The following is a 22,536-nucleotide window of genomic DNA, read 5'->3' as shown; positions in this document are numbered from 1 at the left end:
TTTTATTCCTGAACGCTACGTGTAATTTAGAAGAAACGCTGATTAATGGTGATAATGTCACCAGGCTGGATCATGTCACTAACCGTTACTGTGAACTCGTTAGTTCTACCGTCTTTTTCGCGTATGATGGTAATTTTGTCGCGCGCTGCGCGCTCGGTATACCCACCTGCTAACGCAGCGGCTTTATTAACTGAAAGCCCAGGTTGATATGCATAACCACCAGGGCGCTTAACTTCACCATCAATAAAGAACGGACGATATTCGACAATGGCAACAGATACTGAAGGATTAACAAGGTAATCCCCTAATAGGCCATCGTAAATTAGCTGCTCTACTTGCGCTGCAGTTAAACCTACAAGCTTTATTTCGCCTAAAAATGGGTAGTTGATAGTACCTACATCTGGCAGACGAACTTCCATAGAAAGGTCATCCTGACCAAAAACGCTTATTTGAATTCTATCACCAGAACCCAATTGGTATTGGCTCATACTTAAGTTGCCCTCTTGGGCCATTACTTGTAACGATCCAAAAAGTAAGAATATTAATGAAAATAAGCTAACTGCTTTTTGCTTCACAGCGTTACCTCTACTGTTACACCAATTTCACTTTTGTCATAACCGATAGTATCTCTGTTACTATCTCTATCTGTGTACTGATAAAATGTGCTGAATTTTAACCATCTACGTGCTTGGTAATTTAGTGCTGCTGAGTAGTTCATTAATTCGTCGTCTCTGTTAATGACATCTACTTCATTGAATACATATTCGTCATTTTGCTGCGTAACACTAAAAGATGTGCTAACTCGTTCTAACCAGTCATGGTTCCATCGCACACTATAATTTTGACCGCGAATGAAGTCACCTTCTCCGTTGGTTTCAAACGTATCGGCACTGGTAGAAATTCTTACAGTTGAATAGCTAACAGGCTGCCAATCGATACCCACTTCCCAGTCTGTACCATAGAAAGTGCCGCGGGCTTCGTTATCAAAGTCTTTTTCTTTGTAGCCTACTTTCGCAAAGCCGGTAGTTGCAGCAGTACTTTCCCAAACGACACCTACAAGAATACGGGTTTCATCATTATCACGAGTAATTAAATCAAGTTGTTCGTCATATTTTACGAAAGTCTTCGTTACATCAACAACCATGCTTGTTGCAGAACCAATCTGGTAACCAAACTCAGCGCCAATCATATTCTTAGCGCGGTCACGAATAATGTAGGCATCTTCGCTTCTATCGTAATCAAGAGTTTGACGACGTGCCTTTAGCGTTATCATGCCGTCTGTTGTAGCAGCACCATAATTGTATTCACCATATAAATTGCTGCTCTTATATGTATCTGGCGCTGTTATTTCTAGGCCAGAACCAATCGAAAAACCAGTGCCTCGGTCTTCATGACCGTCTTCATATTGCGCAAGTGCGCTGATGCGATGACGGCTATTTAATTCAAAGTCTCCCGATGCTTCTACAAAATGATCGGTGTAATCGTCATTACTACTAGAAAAGTAAACGCCTCGCTCTAACCTATACCCTACTTGTACGGGGTTTCCGTCAACCTCTGTAGAAGCAATAAGCTCTGGTGAAAGTGTTGTTCGCCAGCTGTAGATTTTACTTTGATTATCTCTAGCATTTGCGACGTTATCGACATAAGCCATCGACGAAGTAAATGATGGTATTAAATCGAATTGCCCTGCTTGGATTCGACCGGCCTCTTGGGCATATAGTGTCGGAGTGGCGCAAATAACCGACATTGCTATGATGCCTTTGGTCCTTTTAAACATGTTTTTTTCCTTCCTTCGATGACCTATCTTGAATGACAATCAACTAACAGTAGTTTTGTTCCGGTTCACCTATTGCGAAAGAACATGACTCAAATAAGAGAAAAATCTGCATCTTTTACAATTTTTGGTGTTTTTTACCAGAATTCCTAAATCATATTGGGATAGCAGCAATAGACGTGCCGTTTTTAAAACCCTTTACCTAAATGTACAGGACGTAGCCAAACTTACATTCGCTCAGCCAGCAGCTGCTAGCAGACCCATCTACCAAAACAAAAGTATTTGCTAAAGTACTTAGGTATTGTTTCAGCTATATGTCGACGTGCTATTTTGCCTCGTATGCTAGCGTATTTATATAACTAATGAAAAGTACATGGACGTCATTCTACTCTTTCTGCACCAAATTAGTACGAAATAAAATCGTTTGCTGTAATAAAATTACAATAACGGTTCGATATTGTTACAATAGCAAATCGCGGATCTAGAAAACTAAGATGAGAGCGTCAAAGCGCATAGATGAAAGAGCGTGAAACACGACTACTCTTTCAGGCATAACTCTTGCTTAATTTTAGACAATTGTATTCGCTGTTTTTACTGTTTACGTAATATTTGGATCAGGTTAGTAAGATAACCAACACATCCACAACGGCCTTCACTTTTCACCTAGAGATTACCTAAATGGACAATAGAGTAGAATCTAATAAAGCGATTAAAGCACATCCGGTAGAACCTAATACCAATGGTGGTTTAGCTGTTAGAAACCAAAGCGGTTTTTCTACGATTTACAGGCTGATTGACCTTTTCCTTGTCACCATTCTTTATTACTCATCTGCTGCGTATTACGGAAACCAGATAGACACTACAAGTCTTATCCTTTTATTTATTAATGTAATTTGCTTTCAAATTTCAGCAGAAGGCGTAGAGCTTTATAGGTCTTGGCGTGGGCATGGAACCCAAGAGATGTTAAGAGCAGCAGCCATCACATGGGCATTAAGTATTTTAGGCACCATGACGATGGGATATTTCTTTGTTCAAGAAATCAAGACCCCACCACCTGCAATTTTATTATGGTTCGCATCGTCATTTGTTGTGCTGATAATGTGGCGTTTTGTAATGCGTAAATTTCTGTTTCGCATTCGTAAAAGTGGTTTGAACTCACGTCGCTCTATTATCATTGGTGCTACACAACTTGGTGCAAATGTCGCACTTCAGATACAACAAAACGAGCATTTGGGTATAAAGTTCAACGGACTTTATGATGATAGAGAACCTGAAAGACTGCCACACGAAATGCAAGGCGCAGTGCTTGGAAATATAGAAGCTGCGATTGAAATGGCAAAGCGTAATGAAGTGGATTACATCTATATCGCCCTTCCGATGAGTGCAGAAAACCGAATTCGCAGCATTTTAGAGCAGTGTAGTGATACTACGGCGAACGTTTATGTTATTCCAAACTTCTTTATGTACAACTTGCTAAATGCGCGCTGGCAAACGGTAGGTAATGTGCAAGCGCTGAGCGTTTACGACACCCCATTCCAGGGTGCAAGTGACGTATTGAAGCGCTTTGAGGATATTGTTTTAAGTACCTTAATTCTAATGCTTATATCGGTTCCTATGTTAGCAATTGCGGCCGCGGTTAAGCTTACGTCCAAAGGACCCGTAATTTTCAAACAAAAGCGTTACGGATTAGATGGTAAACAAATTACGGTTTACAAATTCCGGTCTATGACAACGCAAGATAACGGTGCAGTTGTAAAACAAGCCACCAAAAACGACGTGCGTTTAACTAAAATTGGTGGTTTCTTAAGAAGAACCTCTTTAGATGAACTTCCGCAGTTTATTAATGTTTTGCAAGGCCGTATGTCGATTGTTGGTCCTCGTCCTCACGCTGTGGCGCACAACGAGGAATACCGTAAGATAATTACAGGCTATATGTTGCGCCATAAGGTTAAACCTGGAATCACAGGCTGGGCACAAGTGAATGGTCTACGCGGTGAAACTGAAACAACTAACAAAATGGTACAGCGCGTAGAATACGACTTAGATTACATACACCGCTGGTCTATTTGGTTTGATATAAAAATTGTGTTTATGACCGTATTCAATGGCTTTATTAATAAGAACGCCTATTGATAACTTTAATTAAAGCTTTAAAAAAGCGGCTATCAGCCGCTTTTTTTATGCCCGTAAGTAATAATGCACCGCACCGTAAACTCACTCAATTGAGGTTTGAGGCAGCGCAATGTCACTATTTATGACGACACGTAGCTAGTTACCCACCTGTCTTTAATGCAATTGAAGCTACAGCAGCAGGTCGTCCACCCGAGATAGGAAAACCTTTTGACGGGTAAGGCTTCAATTTTCGGAAAACCCACTATCGTTAATTTTACTTGTTAACTTATCGGTATGGGTCGTTGCGATTTACTTTTTTGCTATGATTCTACACGTGGAGCTTATTCACATTTTCCTTCACATAGAATCCTATATAGAAATTTTGCTATACTGCGTCGCTCTATTTCTTGACTTAAAAAGACACAAAATTGCGCTTATTCATTTCCCTAATTCGTAACGCACTTGGTGGTGCTATCGCCATACTTGATTTAATAACTCGTGGCACGAAGCTTAAACGGTTGCCACAAGAGCAACAGCAAGTCGAAAACGCCGCACAAGAATTAACACTTTATCAATTTTTTGCTTGCCCTTTTTGTATTAAAACACGCCGCGCTATATACAAAATGAACTTGCCTATTCGTAAACGCAGCGTATCGAATGGGTCGCCGTATCGTGAGGAATTAGCAGAAGGCGGTGGAAAAGTACAAGCTCCCTGCTTGCGCATACAAACCCCTGAAAAGGATATATGGTTGTACGAGTCTTCAGAAATTATTAAATATTTGCAGCAACGCTTTCAGTAAGTTGTTCATATTCGCCAATTGAAGGAATATAAGATCGGCTACAAGGTAAATTCGCTATAAAGAGAGTAAGTTATCTAAACCCCAAAAACGAAAAAAGGCGAGCATCCTGCTCGCCTTTTTCCGAAAGAACTTAAACTTAATTAGTTAATAATTAAGCTAATGCGCCTTTAGCCGCTTCGACTAGTGCGCTGAAAGCTGCTTTGTCATGTACTGCGATGTCGGCAAGGATCTTACGATCGATTTCAACAGACGCTTTCTTCAAACCGTTAATGAAACGGCTGTATGACATACCATTTTGACGAGCAGCAGCGTTAATACGTGCAATCCATAGTTGACGGAATTGACGCTTGCGCTGACGACGGTCACGGTAAGCATATTGACCAGCTTTAGTTACAGCTTGTACCGCTACGCGATATACACGTGAACGTGCGCCGTAATAACCTTTTGCCTGCTTGAGGACTTTTTTGTGACGAGCACGTGCTATAGTGCCGCGTTTTACTCTAGCCATTAATCAGTCTCCTAAGTCTTATACGTAAGGCAACATGCGCTGAACCAATTTGGTATCAGAGTCATGAACCAGTTTTTTGCCACGAAGGTGACGTTTACGCTTAGAGCTCTTCTTAGTCAGAATGTGACGTAAGTGAGACTGTTTGCTTTTAAAGCGGCCAGAACCCGTTTTCTTGAAACGTTTGGCGGCACCGCTTACAGTTTTCATTTTAGGCATTGCTAAAACTCCGCATTGTTTAATATCGGTATTTTTCGTGTTGCAGTCACTTCATACCGGCTAATGTTTAGCAGCAAGGTGTTTAAGGGTGCAGATTCCTTAAAACTTTAGACCGTTACTACTTCTTATTTGGGGCTAGCACCATGATCATCTGACGGCCTTCCACACGGCGTGGGAAAGACTCGCAGGTAGCGATATCTTCCAAATCACCTTTAACGCGATTTAGTAGATCGATACCGATGTCTTGGTGCGCCATTTCACGACCGCGGAAGCGGATCGTAACTTTGGCTTTATCACCACCTTCAAGAAAGCGACGCAGGTTGCGCAGTTTTACCTGGTAATCGCCTTCATCAGTGCCAGGGCGAAATTTAATCTCCTTGACCTGAATTTGCTTCTGTTTTTTCTTCTGCTCTTTTTGAGCTTTACTTTTTTCGAAGAGGAATTTGCCATAGTCCATAACTTTACAGACTGGCGGCTCGGCATTCGGACTGATTTCTACTAGATCTAGGCTCGCTTCTTCAGCGGCACGCGTAGCATCTGCTAGCGAAACCACACCAACCTGTTCACCGTCTTTGCCAATTAATCTTACTTCTCTGGCTTTAATCTCATCGTTAATGCGGGCTTTGTCGCCCTGAGCCTTGTTGTTAGCGCCTTTAATGTGCTATTCCTCCAAACATTTAATTCTTTTGTCTGCTTCTGGGATGGTCGATTGACCTAAAGTAAAACCAAAAGCAGACACCTTACTTGTGCATTATACACAAATTGCTCAACTATTTAATTGTCTTTTCTACAACTTCTTGTTGAGCCATGGCAATAAAGTCTTCCAGGCGCATTTTGCCTAGGTCGTCGCCGCGACGAGAGCGCACTGCTACTTCGCCCGCTTCCATTTCTTTATCGCCCACTACTAGCATATATGGAATACGCTTTAATGTGTGCTCGCGGATTTTAAAGCCGATCTTCTCATTTCGCAAGTCAGACTTTGCTCTAAACCCTAAATCTTGCAGTTTTTTTACACAATTTGATGCGTAATCAGCTTGTTTGTCAGTAATGTTCATCACAACAACCTGCTGAGGTGCTAACCAAAGTGGGAAGAAACCTGCAAATTCTTCGGTTAAAATACCAATGAAGCGCTCTAATGAACCCAAAATAGCGCGGTGAATCATTACCGGTACTTTACGCTCGCCATCTTCAGCAACATAAGTAGAACCTAAACGTCCTGGCATTGAGAAATCTAGCTGTACGGTTCCGCACTGCCATGCACGGTCTAAACAATCGTGCAGGGTAAATTCAATTTTTGGCCCGTAAAACGCACCTTCGCCTGGCTGATAATCGAATTCGATATCGTTAGCTTTAAGTGCATCTGCAAGCGCAGCTTCTGATTTGTCCCAAATCTCGTCAGCACCTACACGCTTTTCAGGGCGGGTAGACAGCTTAACTTTGATATTTTCGAAACCAAACGCTGCGTATGTCTCATACACCATCTTAATACAGCCACTCACCTCATCTAGGATCTGTTCTTCAGTACAGAAAATGTGAGCATCGTCTTGGGTAAAGCCACGAACACGCATTAGACCGTGTAGTGCACCTGATGGTTCGTTACGGTGACAGCAGCCAAACTCAGCCATACGAAGCGGTAGATCACGGTACGATTTCAAACCTTGGTTGAAAATTTGTACGTGGCCTGGGCAGTTCATCGGCTTAACGGCATATTCACGCTTTTCAGATTCAGTGGTGAACATGTTTTCAGCGTATTTGTCCCAGTGACCCGATTTTTCCCAAAGCGAGCGGTCCATCATTAATGGGCCTTTTACTTCATCGTAGTCATATTCACGCAGCTTTTTACGCACAAAGCTTTCTAGTTCGGTGTAAATCGACCAACCATCGTTGTGCCAGAATACCATACCTGGCGCTTCTTCTTGCCAATGGAATAAGTTAAGTGCTTTACCAATTTTACGGTGGTCGCGCTTTTCCGCTTCTTCTAGGCGTTGTAGGTAAGACTTCAGCTGCTTTTTGTCAGCCCATGCAGTGCCGTAAATACGCTGAAGCATTTTGTTGTCGCTGTCGCCACGCCAGTAAGCGCCTGCCACTTTCATTAATTTGAAGTGATGACAGAACTTCATGTTTGGCACGTGAGGACCACGACACATATCTGTGTATTCTTCGTGGTGATAAAGTGCTGGGCGGTCATCCTTGCTGATGTTCTCATCAAGAATTTCCATTTTGTAGCTTTCGCCGCGTGCTTCAAATGCATCGCGTGCTTCTTGCCAGCTCACTTTGTTTTTAACCACGTTGTAATTGGTTTTAGCCAGTTCAAGCATACGCTTTTCTAGTTTGGCTAAATCTTCCTGGGTTAGGCTTTCTTCCATATCAACGTCGTAATAGAAACCGTTGTCGATAACTGGGCCGATAGCCATTTTGGTGTTAGGCCAAAGTTGTTTGATAGCGTGACCTAACAAGTGCGCGCAACTGTGACGAAGAATTTCTAAACCTTCATCGTCTTTTGCAGTAATAATTTGAAGTTGTGCGTCCGCGTCAATCATATCAACGGCGTCAACTAACTCACCGTTTACTTTTCCTGCAATGGTTGCTTTGGCTAAACCAGGGCCAATATCGTTTGCAACGTCTAATACAGAAACAGCGTTATCGAAAGCGCGTTGGCTTCCATCAGGAAGGGTAATTACAGGCATTTTAATTCCTTTACAGTGGTGACGCCTACTCTGCGCCACATGCATATTTTTGAAAAATTTAAGCGTGCTATCGAGGGTCAAAAGGCCCAAGCACTCGAAACTTGCTTTATTTTTTAGAAGCTTGTTTTAGATAAACGGCGTTTGTACCTCAATAATGAGTACATATAACACAACCGCTAACTTTCTTGCATAAAGCAAGTGGTGGATTATAACCAGAGTATGGTCAACTTCAATATTGAAAAGCCCGAATTGGCTAATTAGTGCAGGTTTGTTTTCCGATAAGCAAAATTTTGGAAGAGGAATTTATGCATTTCACTATTTTTAACCCATACTTTAGTTTAACGCGAGACCGCTGGCTGTAGTGGCAAGGTTACTGAATTTTGCTGTGCGTTTAGCAAGCATCTTTTACTGCAGTACAATACTAGTACATTCTCGCTTAATAAATGCATTGGGCAAGAGTATTAAACCAAGCAGAGCGTGCAATATGTGGCATTTTATCAGCGAGCATATTTCAGATGAAACCCAGCAATTTTTTAGCTGCCAGAAAGCCGATCGCGTCAGTGGCGGAGATACACACGACAGCTACATAATAAAAGATTCCACTCATCGCTATTTCGTTAAAACCCGTAGGTATGACGACACCCAGCAATTATCTCATGAAGCCGAGGGTATTAACGCCATAGCTAACACCAAAACCATAGCAACACCGCGGGTCATCTGTCACGGCATTACTGCTAACGAAACACCGAACATGGAATATTTGGTACTGTCTCACATTCGATTTATTGAGCCTGTGGTAAATGACTATTTCACTTTAGGACAGCAGCTTGCTGCGCTTCATGCGGTTAACGCCTACACAAGCTATGGTTGGCCCCATGACAATTACATAGGTGCAAGCGTGCAAACCAACGGGCGCATGGCATCGTGGGCTGACTTCTTTGCTGAAAAGCGCATCGGCAGTATGCTTGAACGCTTGGCTTCAAATGGGCTATGGTCAAAAGAAAATGGTGATGTAGAAAGTATTGTTGTTAAAGTGAAGCATCTTTTGAGTCTGCATCAGCCCCACCCTTCACTTCTGCACGGCGATCTATGGGCTGGCAATGCGGGCTTTAACAAAAAAGGGCCGGTGTTATTCGACCCTGCCGTCTATGTTGGTGACGCCGAAACCGACCTTGCCATGGCAGAACTGTTTGGTGGCTTTCCGCAAACCTTCTTTGAAGGCTATAACCAACACACGCTAATTGAAAAAAATTACAAATTAAGAAAACCAATTTACCAGCTTTACCATATTTTAAATCACGGGTTATTATTCGGCGCGCATTACATTGCGCAAGCCAAGCAAATAGTTGACGAAATTTACAGCCATTAGTGCAGTAATGGAAGCGGCATGCAACCTAACCCTTGTTGTTTGTATACCAACCGCTTTAACAGCGAACTGCTGCAAAAGCGTTTGCATTTGGTTATTCAAGGTGCGTTATGCAAATCATCGCAGGCTGTAATTAGCCATAAACAGATTTAAAATAGAGAGTAGCTTTTATTATGACAGACTCAGGCCCTGTAGCGCTTCCTGTTGCACTGATTACTGGGGCAGCTAAACGCATAGGCGCCGCCATGGCGTGCAAGCTTCATAGCGAAGGCTATCGCATTATCATTCATTATGGGCACTCTAAAGACGATGCCTTTGCACTGGCCGACAAGCTTAATAGTCGGCGTGCAGATTCTGCCGCCTGCCTACAAGCCAACCTGTGTAACGCCGACGAGGTAAATGCGCTAGGCCAGCAAGCATTACGTGTTTGGGGTCAAGTTAATGTTTTAGTGAACAATGCGTCTAGCTTTTATCCAACGCCTGTTGGCGAAATTTCCCAAGACGATTGGACCTCGCTAGTTGGCAGCAACGTAAAAGGCCCGTTGTTTTTATCTCAAGCGCTAGCTCAAGCATTAAAAGAAAGTAAAGGCTGCATTATTAATATGGTCGATATGCACATTGACCGCCCACTTCCCAAGCATAGCGTTTATTTAATTGCTAAGTCGGGCCTTGCCTCGCTCACTCAATCTTTAGCGATAGACTTAGCGCCCCATGTTCGCGTTAATGGTATTGCGCCAGGGGCGATATTGTGGCCTGAACGTGAAATGGGTGACGAGGAGAAAGACAAACTTTTATCAAGTATTCCTCTTGGCGAACTCGGCACACCTAACGATATCGCTAATACCCTGTCATTTTTAACATCGGCTTCATACATCACTGGGCAAATCATTTATGTTGATGGCGGGCGCGGCCTTTATACCGGTGCATCCGCGTGAAAGTTATTCAACAAAAAACAATAAAGCCCAACGCTGGCTGGCAACCTGCTTTGCGACTTAAACGATTGTGGCCTCCCCACCTTAAACAGCGAACATTGCAGCTAAAAAGTGCCTTTGGCTCTGAAGCAACAAACTTGTGCCGCGTTGGAATTATCAGCGCTAGCTTATTTACGCTGCTAGGCTGCTTTGGTGGCAGTACCGTGAAACACAGTATTGAAGATTATGCGCAGCGTCTTTCTCGTGTGCTTGATACTCCTCTACCAGATACATTTAACAATAAAATCACCACACCGCTTCCCAAACTTGCCGACTCAGCCACGCTGAAGCAAACGATTGAAGGCCTGAGCATAAACCTGCGCGAGTTTTATGCGCTGCAAGATTGTGAGTTGGGTACTGTTGTGGCCGAGCGCAATACGTCGTTAGGCAAAAGCCAGCTGCCTTCACAAAGGTTGGTATATGAAAGTAAGCTGCTGACTGTACTTAAAAGCTGTGAAGCAGCGCTCACGAAAGAAAACGAGACGAATAAGAATAACGCAGCGCTGGCAGCAACCATCGCATCATGGCGTGAACAAAAAACACAAGATTACAGCAAAACATGGGCAAACTTAATTCAAGGAAGCCAAGAACTGCGTTTAGCACTGAATACTCCTGAACGTCTAATGTCGGTCGAACACAATAAAGATGCTTTATCCAGCGTGAACGCGCTGTATTACCTTGACAGTTTACATTTAGAAAACCAAAACCCAATAGACAGTAGCGAGCTAGAGCAGCAGCTACAAATTATACGCTCAGCACGATTACCCGCTACCCTTTGGCACACACAACAAACCTTAACGCAAAACCTTTCTCTACTTACGAATATGCTTGTTACTGAGCTTGATGCAGTAAGCTGCCCACAGGGCCGTGCCAGCGACAAAGCCGAAATACTGCGCAATGTGTTTTACTTGTTTTTTATTGAAGAAATACAGCCTGTAGGTAGCCTGGTAAACCAGTACCATTACAAGCTAGCACCATTGTGGGAAGACTGGCTTGAACAGCCGTCGCTACATGAAGAATTCAAACGCTATATCAGGCAACAGTCGCAAGACGGTTTTGATAAATACAGTCGTGCCATGAAAGCCCATGTAAACCTCTGGCAAGATTTTCTTGGCAGATGTAACCTTTCGCCTGTACCACCTGTCTAACGCTGCTGCGTGTACTGGATGGGTTATCGCAGGCTTAAGCAGCACTACTTTGATACTTTAAGCCTGCTGAAGCATATTTAGCTCAACGACTTAATTGTTTCCAGCAGCGTTAAAACCACAGCAGCACTTTGCACTATAAAATATTCTCACCCGCCTCTGGATCCCTTGACCTACGGGCCTGTTCTCTTATTTCATGCGCTTCAGAAGACGTGTCATCTTGCGTTGGCGCTCGCTGTTTACGCTTTTTGTCTTGCTCTGTAGTACCTTCAGATTCAACCCCATAATCACCCGCTGCGTCATGACCTAACGGGTTCGCACTTTGATTACCTTTAGCCCGACAATTTTCATTAGTTGCACCACCCCCCCTGTTTTCATCGGCCAAATCCCTGATACCAGACTTGCTACCAGCTCCCTCCGTAGATAGGCTTTCTTGGCCTTCTGGTTGATTTACTGGGCTTGCTTCGGCGCTCTGTGAACCTGTGCTTTCAGTTTTCTCAACACTAAGTTGTATGCCTTCTGGGAATATGCGCTCACGCGCATCGTCAGGCATACTAATGTTGGCGTCTAAAAACGCTTGTGTGATGTTACGCATTAACACAGACGCCATTTTCAACACACTGGTTCTCTCTACATCCACCCAAAAATACACTTTAACGTTATACGTAGAGGAGCCTAATTCATCTATTAAAATTTGCGGTTCAGGGTCGTTTAATACATTTTCTTGTCCCACTGTAATTTCTAGCGCTATTCGCTGAGCCTCTTGTATGTCTGCATCGTAGCCCACACCAATAACAAACTGCCCGCGCATAAGCGGGTTAGCCGTTAAATTTTTAATTACTCCTTTGTATATGGTGGCATTGGGTATTTGAATATGATTACCATCGAAATCAACTAAGGTAGTGGCACGCGCCGTGACTTTTTGAATAATGCCCGTAAAGTCGTTAATTTGAACGATGTCACCTATTCTGAATGGACGTTGAATAGTAAGTAGTAAACTTGATATAAAATTCTCTGCAATATCGCGAAAGGCAAAGCCAAGGATAAGCCCTACTACCCCTGTGCCACTTACCACCGCAATCGCAAACCCGGTCAGCCCAGCTAAAAACAAAAAAAGATAAATACCAAGCAGCATTAAAATTAGGCTAACGCTTCTTTGAATTACTGAACGTAATAACGGTGAAGTGGTAGTTTTGGTAAGCGGCTTGACGAGTACGTTTGCAATATGTGGCGCTAAAAGTATAAACGCCACCATGATAACTATGCCTAGCGCCAAACCAGGTAAACGATAAACAAAGCTCTCCCAAAGCTGAGAAAGTAGCGACTGTGCGCTTGATAAACTGCTTATTGCTGCGCCATTTTCGTTTTGCTGCAGTAAAGATTGCACAAAGCGTTCACTTAGGGGCGTTTCAATATGCTGAAAGAGAAGCCCCATGCACTTATCTAGCATATGAAGCACTACGATTTGCTGAACACTGAACATAACCTTACTCCTTGGCGTTCATGTGAATAAATTTTTAATACAAATATTTACGATGCAATAACCAAATAAGATCCCAACCCAATGGTAAACAAGAAGCTTCCCCACAGGGCATGTTCGACCACCACAACGGGCGTTGATTTTGTTTGCATATATCGGTAACCAAATATGGCGCCGCCAATCCAAGAGACCACTACCGCTACCCAGTTACCGTACACTAAATGTGCGAGACCGAATAAAAAAGTACTTAATGCCCACCTCGTGTATTTTGAGGGCAAGATTTGTTTATAGCGGTGAAAGAAATAGGTACGAAAGATAATTTCTTGGGGAATAACCGAAACAATGGGATAAATAAGCAGGGTAGCCACCCACATCCACGGCTGGTTCATAGGCCAATGCAGAAATAATTCAGGCTTTAAAAAGTAAACCACCAGCGCTAGTAAACTTGCCCATGGCAGAAATAACCTAAGCGTACTTTTAAGATGTATTCGATAGTCTTCCCAATGCCACAATTTAACACGTTTAAATTGTTTATCTGCTAACAAGACAGCTAAACAGCAAAGCCCCATTACCCCTAAGATGGGCATGAGATAATCTGCAGAATGCTTAATCCAGTAGAGAACAGCAAAAGGAACTGCTACAAATAGCAAGATCAATTCAGACCAAAGCTTTGCCACAATTCACCTCTTTCTCTTAGTTACGTCGCCCCTGCTTTATGATCTGCAAAATGGTCCGCAAAAAAAGATTTACGCTTTCGAGATCCAAGTAAGGCCAACAACATAATTACCAACCGATGACACTTTTATGAATTTTTACGGTTAGTATGTATGAAAGTGTAGTGCCAGTTTGCAGGGTTTGAATTATTAATTAGGTGATACTTTAGGCCTATAAAACACGCTATTTGCGTAACCTATTATAAGATTTAAACTTTTTATTTTCGAAGGCACTAAAAAGTGCTTACTTTGCGAAAATTTAAGAAATAGATACGCTTAATGCAACATCGTTTTACCTTTCACTTTATCTGTATTTGAAGGAGGGAGACGGAGGATTTCACGTTGTGTTTGTATATCGCACAAAAGTCGTGAAATAATTGCGCAAGATGTATAAGGCGATACCAATGACTAAAAGTAGCCCTAGCGACGTTTTACAACAAATCGAAAAACACTATGCCTCGTTATCTCCTTCGGGCAAATCCATCGCGCATTATATTCAGCAAAACCCCATTGCCGTGTTAAGTCAATCCACATCACTCATTGCTGAAAAAACAGGGACGTCGAAAGCAACAGTAAGTCGGTTCTTTCGTCAACTTGGCTTCGATTCGCACCAACAAGCCAAAGAAGCGCTTGTGCAGTTACGTGAGCAAGGCGTACCTGTAGTAAGTCCGTCAAGCGGCGTTTTACAACACGAAAGTGATAGTAAAAACCTGGCCAACACGTTCGAAGGCACATCGTCTGAAGCACTAAGTGATATAGCTAAATTGCTTGCCTCGGCGGGTCAAGTTACTTTGATTGGGTTTCGCAACGCTTATCCCATAGCCCTCCATTTTAGGCAGCAGCTTAAACAGATTAGGGCATCGGTACGCGTCCTCCCCCAACCAGGTCAAACGCTCAGCGAAGATATTATCGACTTAACCGAAAATGACCTGGTGGTACTTTTTGGCTTTCGCCGTAGAACCCGCCAATTCAAGTTTGTTTTAAATAGTATTAAGCACTGTAAAACCGTACTTATTACCGACCCTACAGGCCAAGGTTATCGTAACGATGTAGACCACTTAGTTGTAACCCACATCGGCAGCGACTCGCCTTTTGATAGCTATGCTGCGCCAATGAGTCTAGTAGCATCACTGTGTAATCTGACCTATGAAGTATTAGGTAGCAAGGCTGCCGACCGTGTTGACGCCATTACTGATATCTACATTCAGATGGATGAACTAGAAAGCCCTAAACGTTAGCCCTTCACATAGCACACTTTTTAAGCAATACTATGCAATAGCAAATAGCAGACTATTGCTATTTTGCAAGCGAAAACGGAACTTTTTTACTCAAAGTCAGGTATAAGTCTAGATGACTTTAATTTTACTGCTTTGAGCGTGTTGTTGGAGTATATATGGAAAAAACGCAAGTGGTCATGGAAGAAGCTAACGGTGTAGTAGACTTTTGGTTTGGCGAATTATCGCCTGAACAATGGTTTACGGAAGATGCTGCACTAGATAAGACAATTACATCGCGATTTTATTCGTTGCACAAAGCTGCGACGCGCGGAGAACTCTGGCCTTGGCGTGCAACTGCATCAGGTAGACTAGCCGAAATCATCGTTCTCGATCAATTTTCGCGAAACATCTATCGCAACCATCCTGACGCATTCAGTGCTGACAGTATCGCGCTAGTGCTTGCTCAAGAAGCGGTAAGCGTAGAAGCCGACAAAGTACTAACACCGCAACAACTTGCCTTTCTTTACATGCCATTTATGCATAGTGAATCTCTAGCTATTCACGATGTAGCAATGGAACTGTTCTCACAAGAAGGATTAGAACGGGAATTTACGTTTGAAAAACGTCATCAACAGGTTATTGAAAGATTTGGACGTTATCCACACCGAAACACAATTCTTGGGCGCAAGTCTACCTCTGAAGAAGTTGCTTTCCTAAAGAAGACACCTCAAGGTTTCTAAACTGCCTTGTCTTCACTATTTAGCTTAACCTGTTTTTACCATTCAGGCTTAAAGCTAACTGCTGCCGCTCTTTTCGTTCAAGCTTACACTCTTGGGTTCGCCATCTAGCAAACTTGGCAAGTTGCCCCTTTAAATATTGCTTGATGTAATAGCACGGTTATTTTTTATCATTGCAAAGTAACAATCGTTTCTCTTGACTTTTCAATGAAACAGTTGTTTCATTGAGTAAAGACAAATGAAGAAACGATAACTTAAAAGTAACGCGCTGTGAGCTCTCCTTTTGTACTTAAGCCCTGTGATGCAAGGTTCACACAGGCAATTGAAAATATTGAAGTAACCTTTGGTGGCACTAGTAATAGTGAAGGCAAGGCGTCTTCGTCAAATAGTGCGGCAAGCCAAGGGGTGACCAAAGGTTTAACGGTCGCGCGTTATGCCGCAAAGCCGCTTAGCGGATTAGGGCTTGCGGTAAAAGATTTGTTTCATATTCGAGGTTTACCTACTGCTGCGGGCAACCCAGACTGGTTGGCAACCCACTCAATACCCGAAAATACCAATAGTTGTGTGGCGAATATACTTAAAGCAGGTGCCTCGTTTAAAGGTAAAACCATTACTGATGAACTGGCTTATAGCTTACATGGGCAAAATAAGCATTACGGCGCTCTGGTAAACCCCGTGGCACCGGCCCATATTCCGGGTGGTTCTTCGTCGGGCTCTGCTGTGGCCGTTAGTGCCCACCTTGCCGATATTGGCCTTGGCACCGATACGGGCGGGTCTATACGGGTACCGTCTAGCTACCAAGGGTTATGGGGACTTCGCACCACCCATGGGGCAGTCACGTGTGACAATATGGTAGCTCTTGCGCCTTCGTTTGATACCGTAGGTTGGATGACCCGTGACCTAGATACGTTAACTAAGGTTGCAAGCGTTTGCGTTGATAGCGTTACGCAAAGCACAATATCAGAAGCACCAAAATTTGGTATAGCAGCACACTTGTTCGAACAAACAGCTCACAATTCGCTATGCAAAACCTGGCTTGCGACGCTTGCTGAACACAGCAACTGCATAGAGTTGTCAGAAGCACAACTAAATTTAAAGACGTTAGAAACCGCCGCTACATTTCGTACCTTACAAGGCGATGAAATTTGGCAGCAACATGGCGAATGGATTGAAGATACTCAACCCGATATCGCTGACGACATTATGTTGCGCTTGAATTGGTGTAAAACTATAACAACCCAAGATATACAACACGCTAAAGCGCAACAAACCGTGGTAATAAATCATTTAAATGCGCTATTTGAAAAAATAGATGTATTGGTTATTCCCACAACACCCGGTGTTGCACCTCGTTGCGATGCCGACGAAACGACTCTGGCAAATGATAGAAACGCTTTGCTTGCACTCACTGCTATAGCTGGGCTTGCAGGTTTACCTCAGCTTCATTTGCCGTTGTTTACCCTACACAACGCCCCGTGCGGATTATCGCTTGTGGGCAAAAAAGGCAACGATCTTGCACTTCTCGCGTTGGCAAAAAAGCTAACCTCTCGCTAAACGTGCACAGTGTGCTGGTCTTATTTAAGTCACAGTTAAATCGCACTTAAATAAGGCATAAAGCGCCCTATCGCACTCAAGTTGAAAGTAGAAAGCGGAAGTAAGACCTAAATGCGCGTCAATTTGCCTAGCTCTTGACTAACTAGGGCTCAAGCTGACGGCGTGGTTGCTGAGTTTTAGAAGGAAATAAATATGAGTGAAAAACCAAACATCGCGTTTACTGCCCCTCACTTTGCTGCATCGCAAGTGGGTTTAAACATACTAGAAAAAGGCGGTACTGCGATTGAAGCTATGGTGGCGGCTGCTGCCTCTATTGCGGTTGAATACCCGCACATGAACGGTATGGGCGGTGATGGGTTTTGGCTAATTAGTGAGCCGGGCAAAAAACCTATTGGTATTGACGCATCTGGCGTAGCATCAAAAGGTGCAACGCCATCTTTTTACGAAGGATGCGATGCCATCCCTAGCCGAGGCGGTAAGTCTGCGTTAACTATGGCCGGCGCCGTTGCTGGATGGCAAGCTGCCCTTGAAATAAGCCATGAATGGCAAAGTGGTTTGCCCTTAAGCACATTGTTCGATACGGCGATAAGCCAAGCAAATTGGGGAATTGAAGTTACTCAAAGCTTAGTGGATGCCAGCAATAAAACCTTTGATGAATTAAGCTTGGATGAGAATTTCGCCCAGTTTTTGATTAAAGGCAAGGCCCTTAAAAAGGGTAAAATATTGAAACTTACAAAGCTTTCAGAAACCTTAAAACACTTGGCAGAAAAAGGGCTTGATGACTTTTACCACGGTGAGTTAGCAACAAAACTGTCTGAAGATTTAGAAGCAGCAGGCTCCCCTATTCGCCTTGAAGATTTCAACAATTATAAAGCAACAATTGTAGAGCCATTGTCAGTTTCTACCAGCAAGGGCAAGCTTTATAACCTACCGGCCCCCACCCAAGGTGTCGCGTCGCTTATTATTTTAGCGCTTTATGACAGAGTTCAGCATTTAGGCAATACCGACGCCGACATGGTGCACTTACTTATTGAGTGTACGAAACAAGCTTTCATTGCCCGCAATGCAAATGTAACCGACCCGTCGCGAACTCCGGTTAATTTACAGAGCCTGTTAAGTGACGACGCGCTTGATGAAATGGCGAAAAACATTTCACTGGATAAAGCATTGCCGTGGCCGCACGAAGCCAAGCATGGCGATACTATTTGGATGGGCTGCTGCGACTCGGAAGGGCGCATGGTGAGCTACATTCAATCACTTTATTGGGAGTTCGGTTCGGGAATAGTAAGCCCGCAAACGGGTATCGTTTGGAACAACCGAGGCACCTCGTTTTCGCTAGACCCGAACAGTAATCAATATTTAGCGCCGGGGTTGAAACCATTCCACACATTAAACCCAGCGTTTGCAGAACTTATTGATGGTCGCCGCATGAGCTACGGAACCATGGGCGGTGAAGGTCAGCCCCAGACTCAGGCTGCACTTTTCGCCCGACATATTTACCACGGACAGCCTATCGACAAAGCGATTTCTCTTGGCCGCTGGTTGCTTGGTCGAACCTGGGGTGATCAAAGTCACAATTTAAAAGCAGAGCGAGATCTAGTTGAATATGTGGGTGAGAGCTTACTGGCAAGGGGCCACGATATGGTGACGGTAGACCCTTGCAACGAACTTATGGGTCACGCTGGGGCGATTATTCGGGACACAGAAGGCACCGTAAGCGGCGCAAGCGATCCTAGAAGTGATGGTAAAGCCTATTTAGGCCATCGCTAGCTTTTTACCGCTAGAGATAACTTTGTAAACGCATCAACTAGGGTGCGTTTGCTGGAATAGGTCTGCAAAGACGGATTTTAGTTACACGCTCACAAAATCAAATAAACAATAATTGTTAAAGAGAAAGAAACCACATGCAGTTCTTAATGGATAACCTAACGGTTATATTGTCGCTCGCAGCAACGGGCGTATTTGCCGGCATACTAGCAGGTATGCTTGGCGTAGGTGGCGGCATTGTAATTGTGCCGGTACTGTTTTTCTTATTTCAAGCCCTTGGCGTGTCGCCTGAAAGCGCCATGGTTATTGCCACGGCCACATCATTGGCAACCATTGTCCCTACGTCAGTTAGCTCTATTCGCGCTCACCACAGTAAAGGCAACGTTGACTTTGCGCTGCTAAAAGCCTGGGCAGTATTCATTTTAATTGGGGTACTTGCGGGAAGCTATGCGGTAATCGTGGTGAACCCAACATTCCTTACCCTGCTGTTTGGCATTATTGCAACCTTATCAGCCATTAACATGCTTATTGGCAAAAAAGATGCGCTATTTAAAGGGTTACCAGGCCGTGCAGGTCAGTCAGTAATGGCAACATGTATTGGTTTGTTTAGCTCTATGGTGGGTATTGGTGGCGGTACGCTAACCGTGCCTACACTCACTTTTTGTAATTACCCAGCGCACAGAGCTGTGGGAACTGCTGCAGCGGTAGGGTTAATTATTTCGCTACCTGCGGCACTTACATTGTTATTCGTAGGCACCACACCTGCTGACGCCCCCTTTGCAACTTACGGCTACGTCAATTTATTAGGTTTTGCCTGCATTGTTCCGCTTACCGTGCTGTTTGCACCAGTCGGCGCGACCATTGCCAACAAGCTAGACGCAGGTTTACTTAAGAAAATCTTCGCTGTTGTTCTTATCATCACTGGCTTGCGCATGTTGGCGCAAGTGCTTATCTAGGAGTGCCCAAATGTATAAAGAAGTGACTACAAGTACTTTCGCACCGCTTTCTCCGCCACCTCGCTTACTAATGGGCCCTGGCCCAATTAACTGCTACCCACGCGTACTAAGTGCCATGTCTACCCAGTTAGTGGGCCAGTACGACCCGGTGATGACTGGCTATATGAATGAGGTAATGCAGCTTTACCGTGATGTTTTTAATACCAATAACCAGCAAACTTTTCTGGTTGATGGCACATCGCGCGCTGGCATTGAAGCCGTTTTGGTATCAGCTATAGAACCGGGCGATAAGGTACTTGTACCTATATTTGGGCGCTTTGGTCACTTGCTTGCTGAAATTGCAGAGCGTGCCGATGCTGAAGTACACACTATAGAAGTACCTTGGGGCGAAGTCTTTACGCCTGAACAAATTGAAGCCGCTGTAAAAGAAGTAAAACCTAAGCTACTTGCCATTGTGCAAGGCGATACGTCTACCACCATGCTTCAACCGCTTGAGCATATTGGTGCTATTTGTGAAGCCCATGATGTTTTATTTTACTGCGACGCTACAGCGTCAATAGGCGGTAACCCACTAGACGTAGACGCATGGAAGTTAGATGCAGTATCAGTTGGCCTGCAAAAGTGTTTAGGTGGTCCTTCGGGCAGTGCGCCTATTACCCTTAGCGACAAGTTTGTTAAAACCGTGCGAACTCGCCATCACGTTGAAGCCGGTATTCGCGATGCACATCACGAAGCCGCACGCGGCCCTAAAATTCGCTCAAACTATTTCGACTTACCGATGATCATGGATTATTGGGGCGAAGAGCGGTTAAACCACCACACAGAAGCGGCCAGCATGCTTTATTGTGCGCGTGAATGCGCGCGCCTACATTTAGAAGAAGGCCAGCAAAACGTTATCGCACGTCATAAAGTGGCTGGCGACGCCATGCTAGCGGGTGTTCAGGCTATGGGGCTAGAACCATTCGGTGACCTGAAACACAAAATGTACAACGTGGTAGGTGTTCATATTCCTGACGGTGTGCACGGCGAAGAAGTTCGCGAAACCCTACTGCTGCGCTTTAATATCGAAATCGGCACTAGCTTTGGTCCGCTAAAAGGCAAAATTTGGCGCATTGGCACGATGGGCTACAACGCCAGAGAAGATGCTGTACTTCACACACTTCAATCGCTTGAAACCGTACTTCGCATGCAAGGCCATGCGCTACCTGTGGGTAAAGGGGTAGATGCTGCGCTTAGCGTTTACGCCAAAGCGGCAGGAGCTGCGAATGAGTGAGTTCTCAGCATTTGCTGAATTGGCAACGCAAGTTATGGCAAGGTGCGAAACATTAGGTACCTTAAGCCAGGACGCTTCTTGTCTAGACAGGCGGTATTTGACTGAGCAACACAAACTTGCCAATCAACTGACGTCTGGCTGGATGATTGAAGCAGGTATGACTACGTGGCAAGACGCCGTTGGTAATATCTGGGGTCGCTACACATCGAGCGTGCCCAACGCGCCGCGACTAATTTTAGGCAGCCACCTCGATACGGTACCTAATGGCGGAAAGTACGACGGAATGCTTGGCGTGGTCGCAGCTATTTCTTTAGTGGCCATGTTCGATGGTACACAAACTAAGTTCCCCTTTCACATCGACATCGTCGGTTTTTGTGACGAGGAAGGCACGCGTTTCGGCACTACGCTTTTAGGAAGCCGTGCGTTAACCGGCAAGTGGCAAGAGCAATGGCGCCACTTAAAAGACGAAGATGGCGTGAGCCTCGAGCAAGCCATGACGAACTTTGGGCTTAATTTCGATGCAGTAAACAGTGCAACTATTTCTCGCACTGACATTTTAGGCTACATAGAGCTTCATATTGAACAAGGCCCTGTTTTAGAGCAAGAAAACCTGCCTGTAGGGGTTGTAAGTGCCATCGCAGGCGCGAAACGCTTTAACTTTACGGTAGAAGGTATGGCGGGCCACGCCGGCACTGTGCCCATGTCTATGCGCCGCGACGCCCTGTGCGCTAGTGCTGAGATGCTACTTGCTGTAGAGAGTATTAGCTTACAACGTCCGGGTGTTGTAGCCACGGTTGGGAAAATTGAAAACGCACCTAACGGCGTAAACGTGATTTCTGGGCGCACACGATTTTCCTTGGATATTCGAAGCGAAGATGACGATTTACGCGATTTAGTATTGGCAGAAATATTGCAAAAATTTGACGACATTGCGCAATCTAGACAAGTAGCCCTCACTCGTGAGCAAACCCACAGTGCGCCGGCAGTACATTGCGATAGCCAGTTGAAAGAAGCGCTAGTTCGTGGCGTTGAAGAAAGCGGTGTTGCTCCTCGAATCCTTGCATCTGGTGCAGGGCATGATGCCATGGCTATTGCAGATATTTGCCCTGTAGCCATGCTGTTCACGCGCTGTAAGGGTGGTATTAGCCATCACCCTGCTGAGTCTATAACCGATGATGACGTGGCAGCCAGTTTGTCGGTGCTTTATAGAACGATCAGCACGCTTAAGCACGCGTAATGTTCTTATCAGTAAAGTTTTAA

At 44.4% G+C, this 22,536-nt stretch carries 20 protein-coding genes; 12 read left to right on the top strand and 8 right to left on the bottom strand.

Annotation, left to right across the window (positions count from 1 at the left end; all coding sequences use genetic code 11):
- Positions 1 to 26: 26 nt before the first annotated feature.
- Together ACXAGV_RS07375 and ACXAGV_RS07370 are read right to left on the bottom strand one after the other, a co-directional pair.
- The gene (locus tag ACXAGV_RS07375; protein ID WP_239219860.1) at positions 27 to 512 is read right to left on the bottom strand and encodes a polysaccharide biosynthesis/export family protein; all 486 of its coding nucleotides are present in this window, start codon (positions 510 to 512) and stop codon (positions 27 to 29) included.
- Positions 513 to 571: 59 nt separating this feature from the next.
- Positions 572 to 1,777 carry an outer membrane beta-barrel protein gene (locus ACXAGV_RS07370; protein WP_474872687.1) on the bottom strand — a complete coding sequence of 402 codons (1,206 nt, stop codon included), beginning with the start codon at positions 1,775 to 1,777 and terminating at the stop codon, positions 572 to 574.
- A gap of 675 nt (positions 1,778 to 2,452) precedes the next feature.
- Here ACXAGV_RS07370 and ACXAGV_RS07365 point away from each other — a divergent pair.
- Both ACXAGV_RS07365 and ACXAGV_RS07360 read left to right on the top strand, forming a co-directional pair.
- The gene (locus tag ACXAGV_RS07365) at positions 2,453 to 3,907 is read left to right on the top strand and encodes an undecaprenyl-phosphate glucose phosphotransferase (RefSeq protein ID WP_474872686.1); all 1,455 of its coding nucleotides are present in this window, start codon (positions 2,453 to 2,455) and stop codon (positions 3,905 to 3,907) included.
- Positions 3,908 to 4,314: 407 nt separating this feature from the next.
- On the top strand, positions 4,315 to 4,686 hold the full coding sequence (locus tag ACXAGV_RS07360) for a glutathione S-transferase N-terminal domain-containing protein (RefSeq protein WP_474872685.1): 372 nt from the start codon (positions 4,315 to 4,317) through the stop codon (positions 4,684 to 4,686).
- A gap of 151 nt (positions 4,687 to 4,837) precedes the next feature.
- Here the strand turns inward: ACXAGV_RS07360 and rplT are convergent, their stop codons facing one another.
- The 4 genes from rplT to thrS form a co-directional block, all read right to left on the bottom strand.
- Complete coding sequence (gene rplT / locus ACXAGV_RS07355; RefSeq protein WP_012518092.1) at positions 4,838 to 5,194, bottom strand: 50S ribosomal protein L20; 357 nt, start codon at positions 5,192 to 5,194, stop codon at positions 4,838 to 4,840.
- Between the two features lie 18 nt (positions 5,195 to 5,212).
- Positions 5,213 to 5,410, bottom strand: a complete 198-nt coding sequence (rpmI, locus tag ACXAGV_RS07350; protein ID WP_012518091.1) for a 50S ribosomal protein L35 — start codon at positions 5,408 to 5,410, stop codon at positions 5,213 to 5,215.
- A gap of 118 nt (positions 5,411 to 5,528) precedes the next feature.
- On the bottom strand, positions 5,529 to 6,068 hold the full coding sequence (infC, locus tag ACXAGV_RS07345) for a translation initiation factor IF-3 (RefSeq protein WP_179985174.1): 540 nt from the start codon (positions 6,066 to 6,068) through the stop codon (positions 5,529 to 5,531).
- Positions 6,069 to 6,180: 112 nt separating this feature from the next.
- Positions 6,181 to 8,097: a threonine--tRNA ligase gene (gene thrS, locus ACXAGV_RS07340; RefSeq protein WP_474872684.1), complete on the bottom strand. Its 1,917-nt coding sequence runs from the start codon at positions 8,095 to 8,097 to the stop codon at positions 6,181 to 6,183.
- 484 nt (positions 8,098 to 8,581) lie between these two features.
- On the opposite strand from thrS, the gene ACXAGV_RS07335 reads away from it, so the two are divergent.
- From ACXAGV_RS07335 to ACXAGV_RS07325, 3 genes are all read left to right on the top strand, one after another.
- Positions 8,582 to 9,466 carry a fructosamine kinase family protein gene (locus tag ACXAGV_RS07335; RefSeq protein WP_474872683.1) on the top strand — a complete coding sequence of 295 codons (885 nt, stop codon included), beginning with the start codon at positions 8,582 to 8,584 and terminating at the stop codon, positions 9,464 to 9,466.
- A gap of 170 nt (positions 9,467 to 9,636) precedes the next feature.
- Positions 9,637 to 10,398, top strand: a complete 762-nt coding sequence (locus tag ACXAGV_RS07330) for a pteridine reductase (RefSeq protein ID WP_474872682.1) — start codon at positions 9,637 to 9,639, stop codon at positions 10,396 to 10,398.
- A 134-nt stretch (positions 10,399 to 10,532) separates the two neighbouring features.
- A complete protein-coding gene (locus ACXAGV_RS07325; protein WP_474872918.1) occupies positions 10,533 to 11,582 on the top strand; it encodes a DUF3080 family protein in 1,050 nt (349 codons plus the stop codon).
- A 133-nt stretch (positions 11,583 to 11,715) separates the two neighbouring features.
- Here the strand turns inward: ACXAGV_RS07325 and ACXAGV_RS07320 are convergent, their stop codons facing one another.
- Both ACXAGV_RS07320 and ACXAGV_RS07315 read right to left on the bottom strand, forming a co-directional pair.
- Positions 11,716 to 13,062, bottom strand: a complete 1,347-nt coding sequence (locus ACXAGV_RS07320) for a mechanosensitive ion channel family protein (RefSeq protein ID WP_474872681.1) — start codon at positions 13,060 to 13,062, stop codon at positions 11,716 to 11,718.
- 47 nt (positions 13,063 to 13,109) lie between these two features.
- The gene (locus ACXAGV_RS07315) at positions 13,110 to 13,736 is read right to left on the bottom strand and encodes a CPBP family intramembrane glutamic endopeptidase (RefSeq protein ID WP_474872680.1); all 627 of its coding nucleotides are present in this window, start codon (positions 13,734 to 13,736) and stop codon (positions 13,110 to 13,112) included.
- A gap of 440 nt (positions 13,737 to 14,176) precedes the next feature.
- On the opposite strand from ACXAGV_RS07315, the gene ACXAGV_RS07310 reads away from it, so the two are divergent.
- The 7 genes from ACXAGV_RS07310 to ACXAGV_RS07280 all read left to right on the top strand — a co-directional run bounded on the left by ACXAGV_RS07310 (position 14,177) and on the right by ACXAGV_RS07280 (position 22,513).
- Positions 14,177 to 15,010: a MurR/RpiR family transcriptional regulator gene (locus tag ACXAGV_RS07310; protein ID WP_474872679.1), complete on the top strand. Its 834-nt coding sequence runs from the start codon at positions 14,177 to 14,179 to the stop codon at positions 15,008 to 15,010.
- A 155-nt stretch (positions 15,011 to 15,165) separates the two neighbouring features.
- A complete protein-coding gene (locus ACXAGV_RS07305) occupies positions 15,166 to 15,729 on the top strand; it encodes a DUF924 family protein (protein ID WP_474872678.1) in 564 nt (187 codons plus the stop codon).
- A gap of 402 nt (positions 15,730 to 16,131) precedes the next feature.
- Positions 16,132 to 17,280, top strand: coding sequence for an amidase (locus tag ACXAGV_RS07300; protein ID WP_474872917.1), 1,149 nt, complete (start codon positions 16,132 to 16,134; stop codon positions 17,278 to 17,280).
- Between the two features lie 192 nt (positions 17,281 to 17,472).
- The gene (locus tag ACXAGV_RS07295; protein ID WP_474872677.1) at positions 17,473 to 19,050 is read left to right on the top strand and encodes a gamma-glutamyltransferase family protein; all 1,578 of its coding nucleotides are present in this window, start codon (positions 17,473 to 17,475) and stop codon (positions 19,048 to 19,050) included.
- 134 nt (positions 19,051 to 19,184) lie between these two features.
- On the top strand, positions 19,185 to 20,003 hold the full coding sequence (locus ACXAGV_RS07290) for a sulfite exporter TauE/SafE family protein (RefSeq protein ID WP_474872676.1): 819 nt from the start codon (positions 19,185 to 19,187) through the stop codon (positions 20,001 to 20,003).
- A gap of 10 nt (positions 20,004 to 20,013) precedes the next feature.
- On the top strand, positions 20,014 to 21,276 hold the full coding sequence (locus ACXAGV_RS07285; protein ID WP_474872675.1) for a pyridoxal-phosphate-dependent aminotransferase family protein: 1,263 nt from the start codon (positions 20,014 to 20,016) through the stop codon (positions 21,274 to 21,276).
- On the top strand, positions 21,269 to 22,513 hold the full coding sequence (locus tag ACXAGV_RS07280; RefSeq protein ID WP_474872674.1) for an allantoate amidohydrolase: 1,245 nt from the start codon (positions 21,269 to 21,271) through the stop codon (positions 22,511 to 22,513). The genes ACXAGV_RS07285 and ACXAGV_RS07280 overlap by 8 nt, the downstream gene beginning before the upstream one ends.
- Positions 22,514 to 22,536 lie beyond the last annotated feature (23 nt).

It is taken from the genome of Alteromonas sp. ABH4_453, assembly GCF_056160665.1.
The sequence above is the reverse complement of the archived record's forward strand: the minus strand, read 5'-3'. Positions and strand labels throughout refer to the sequence as shown.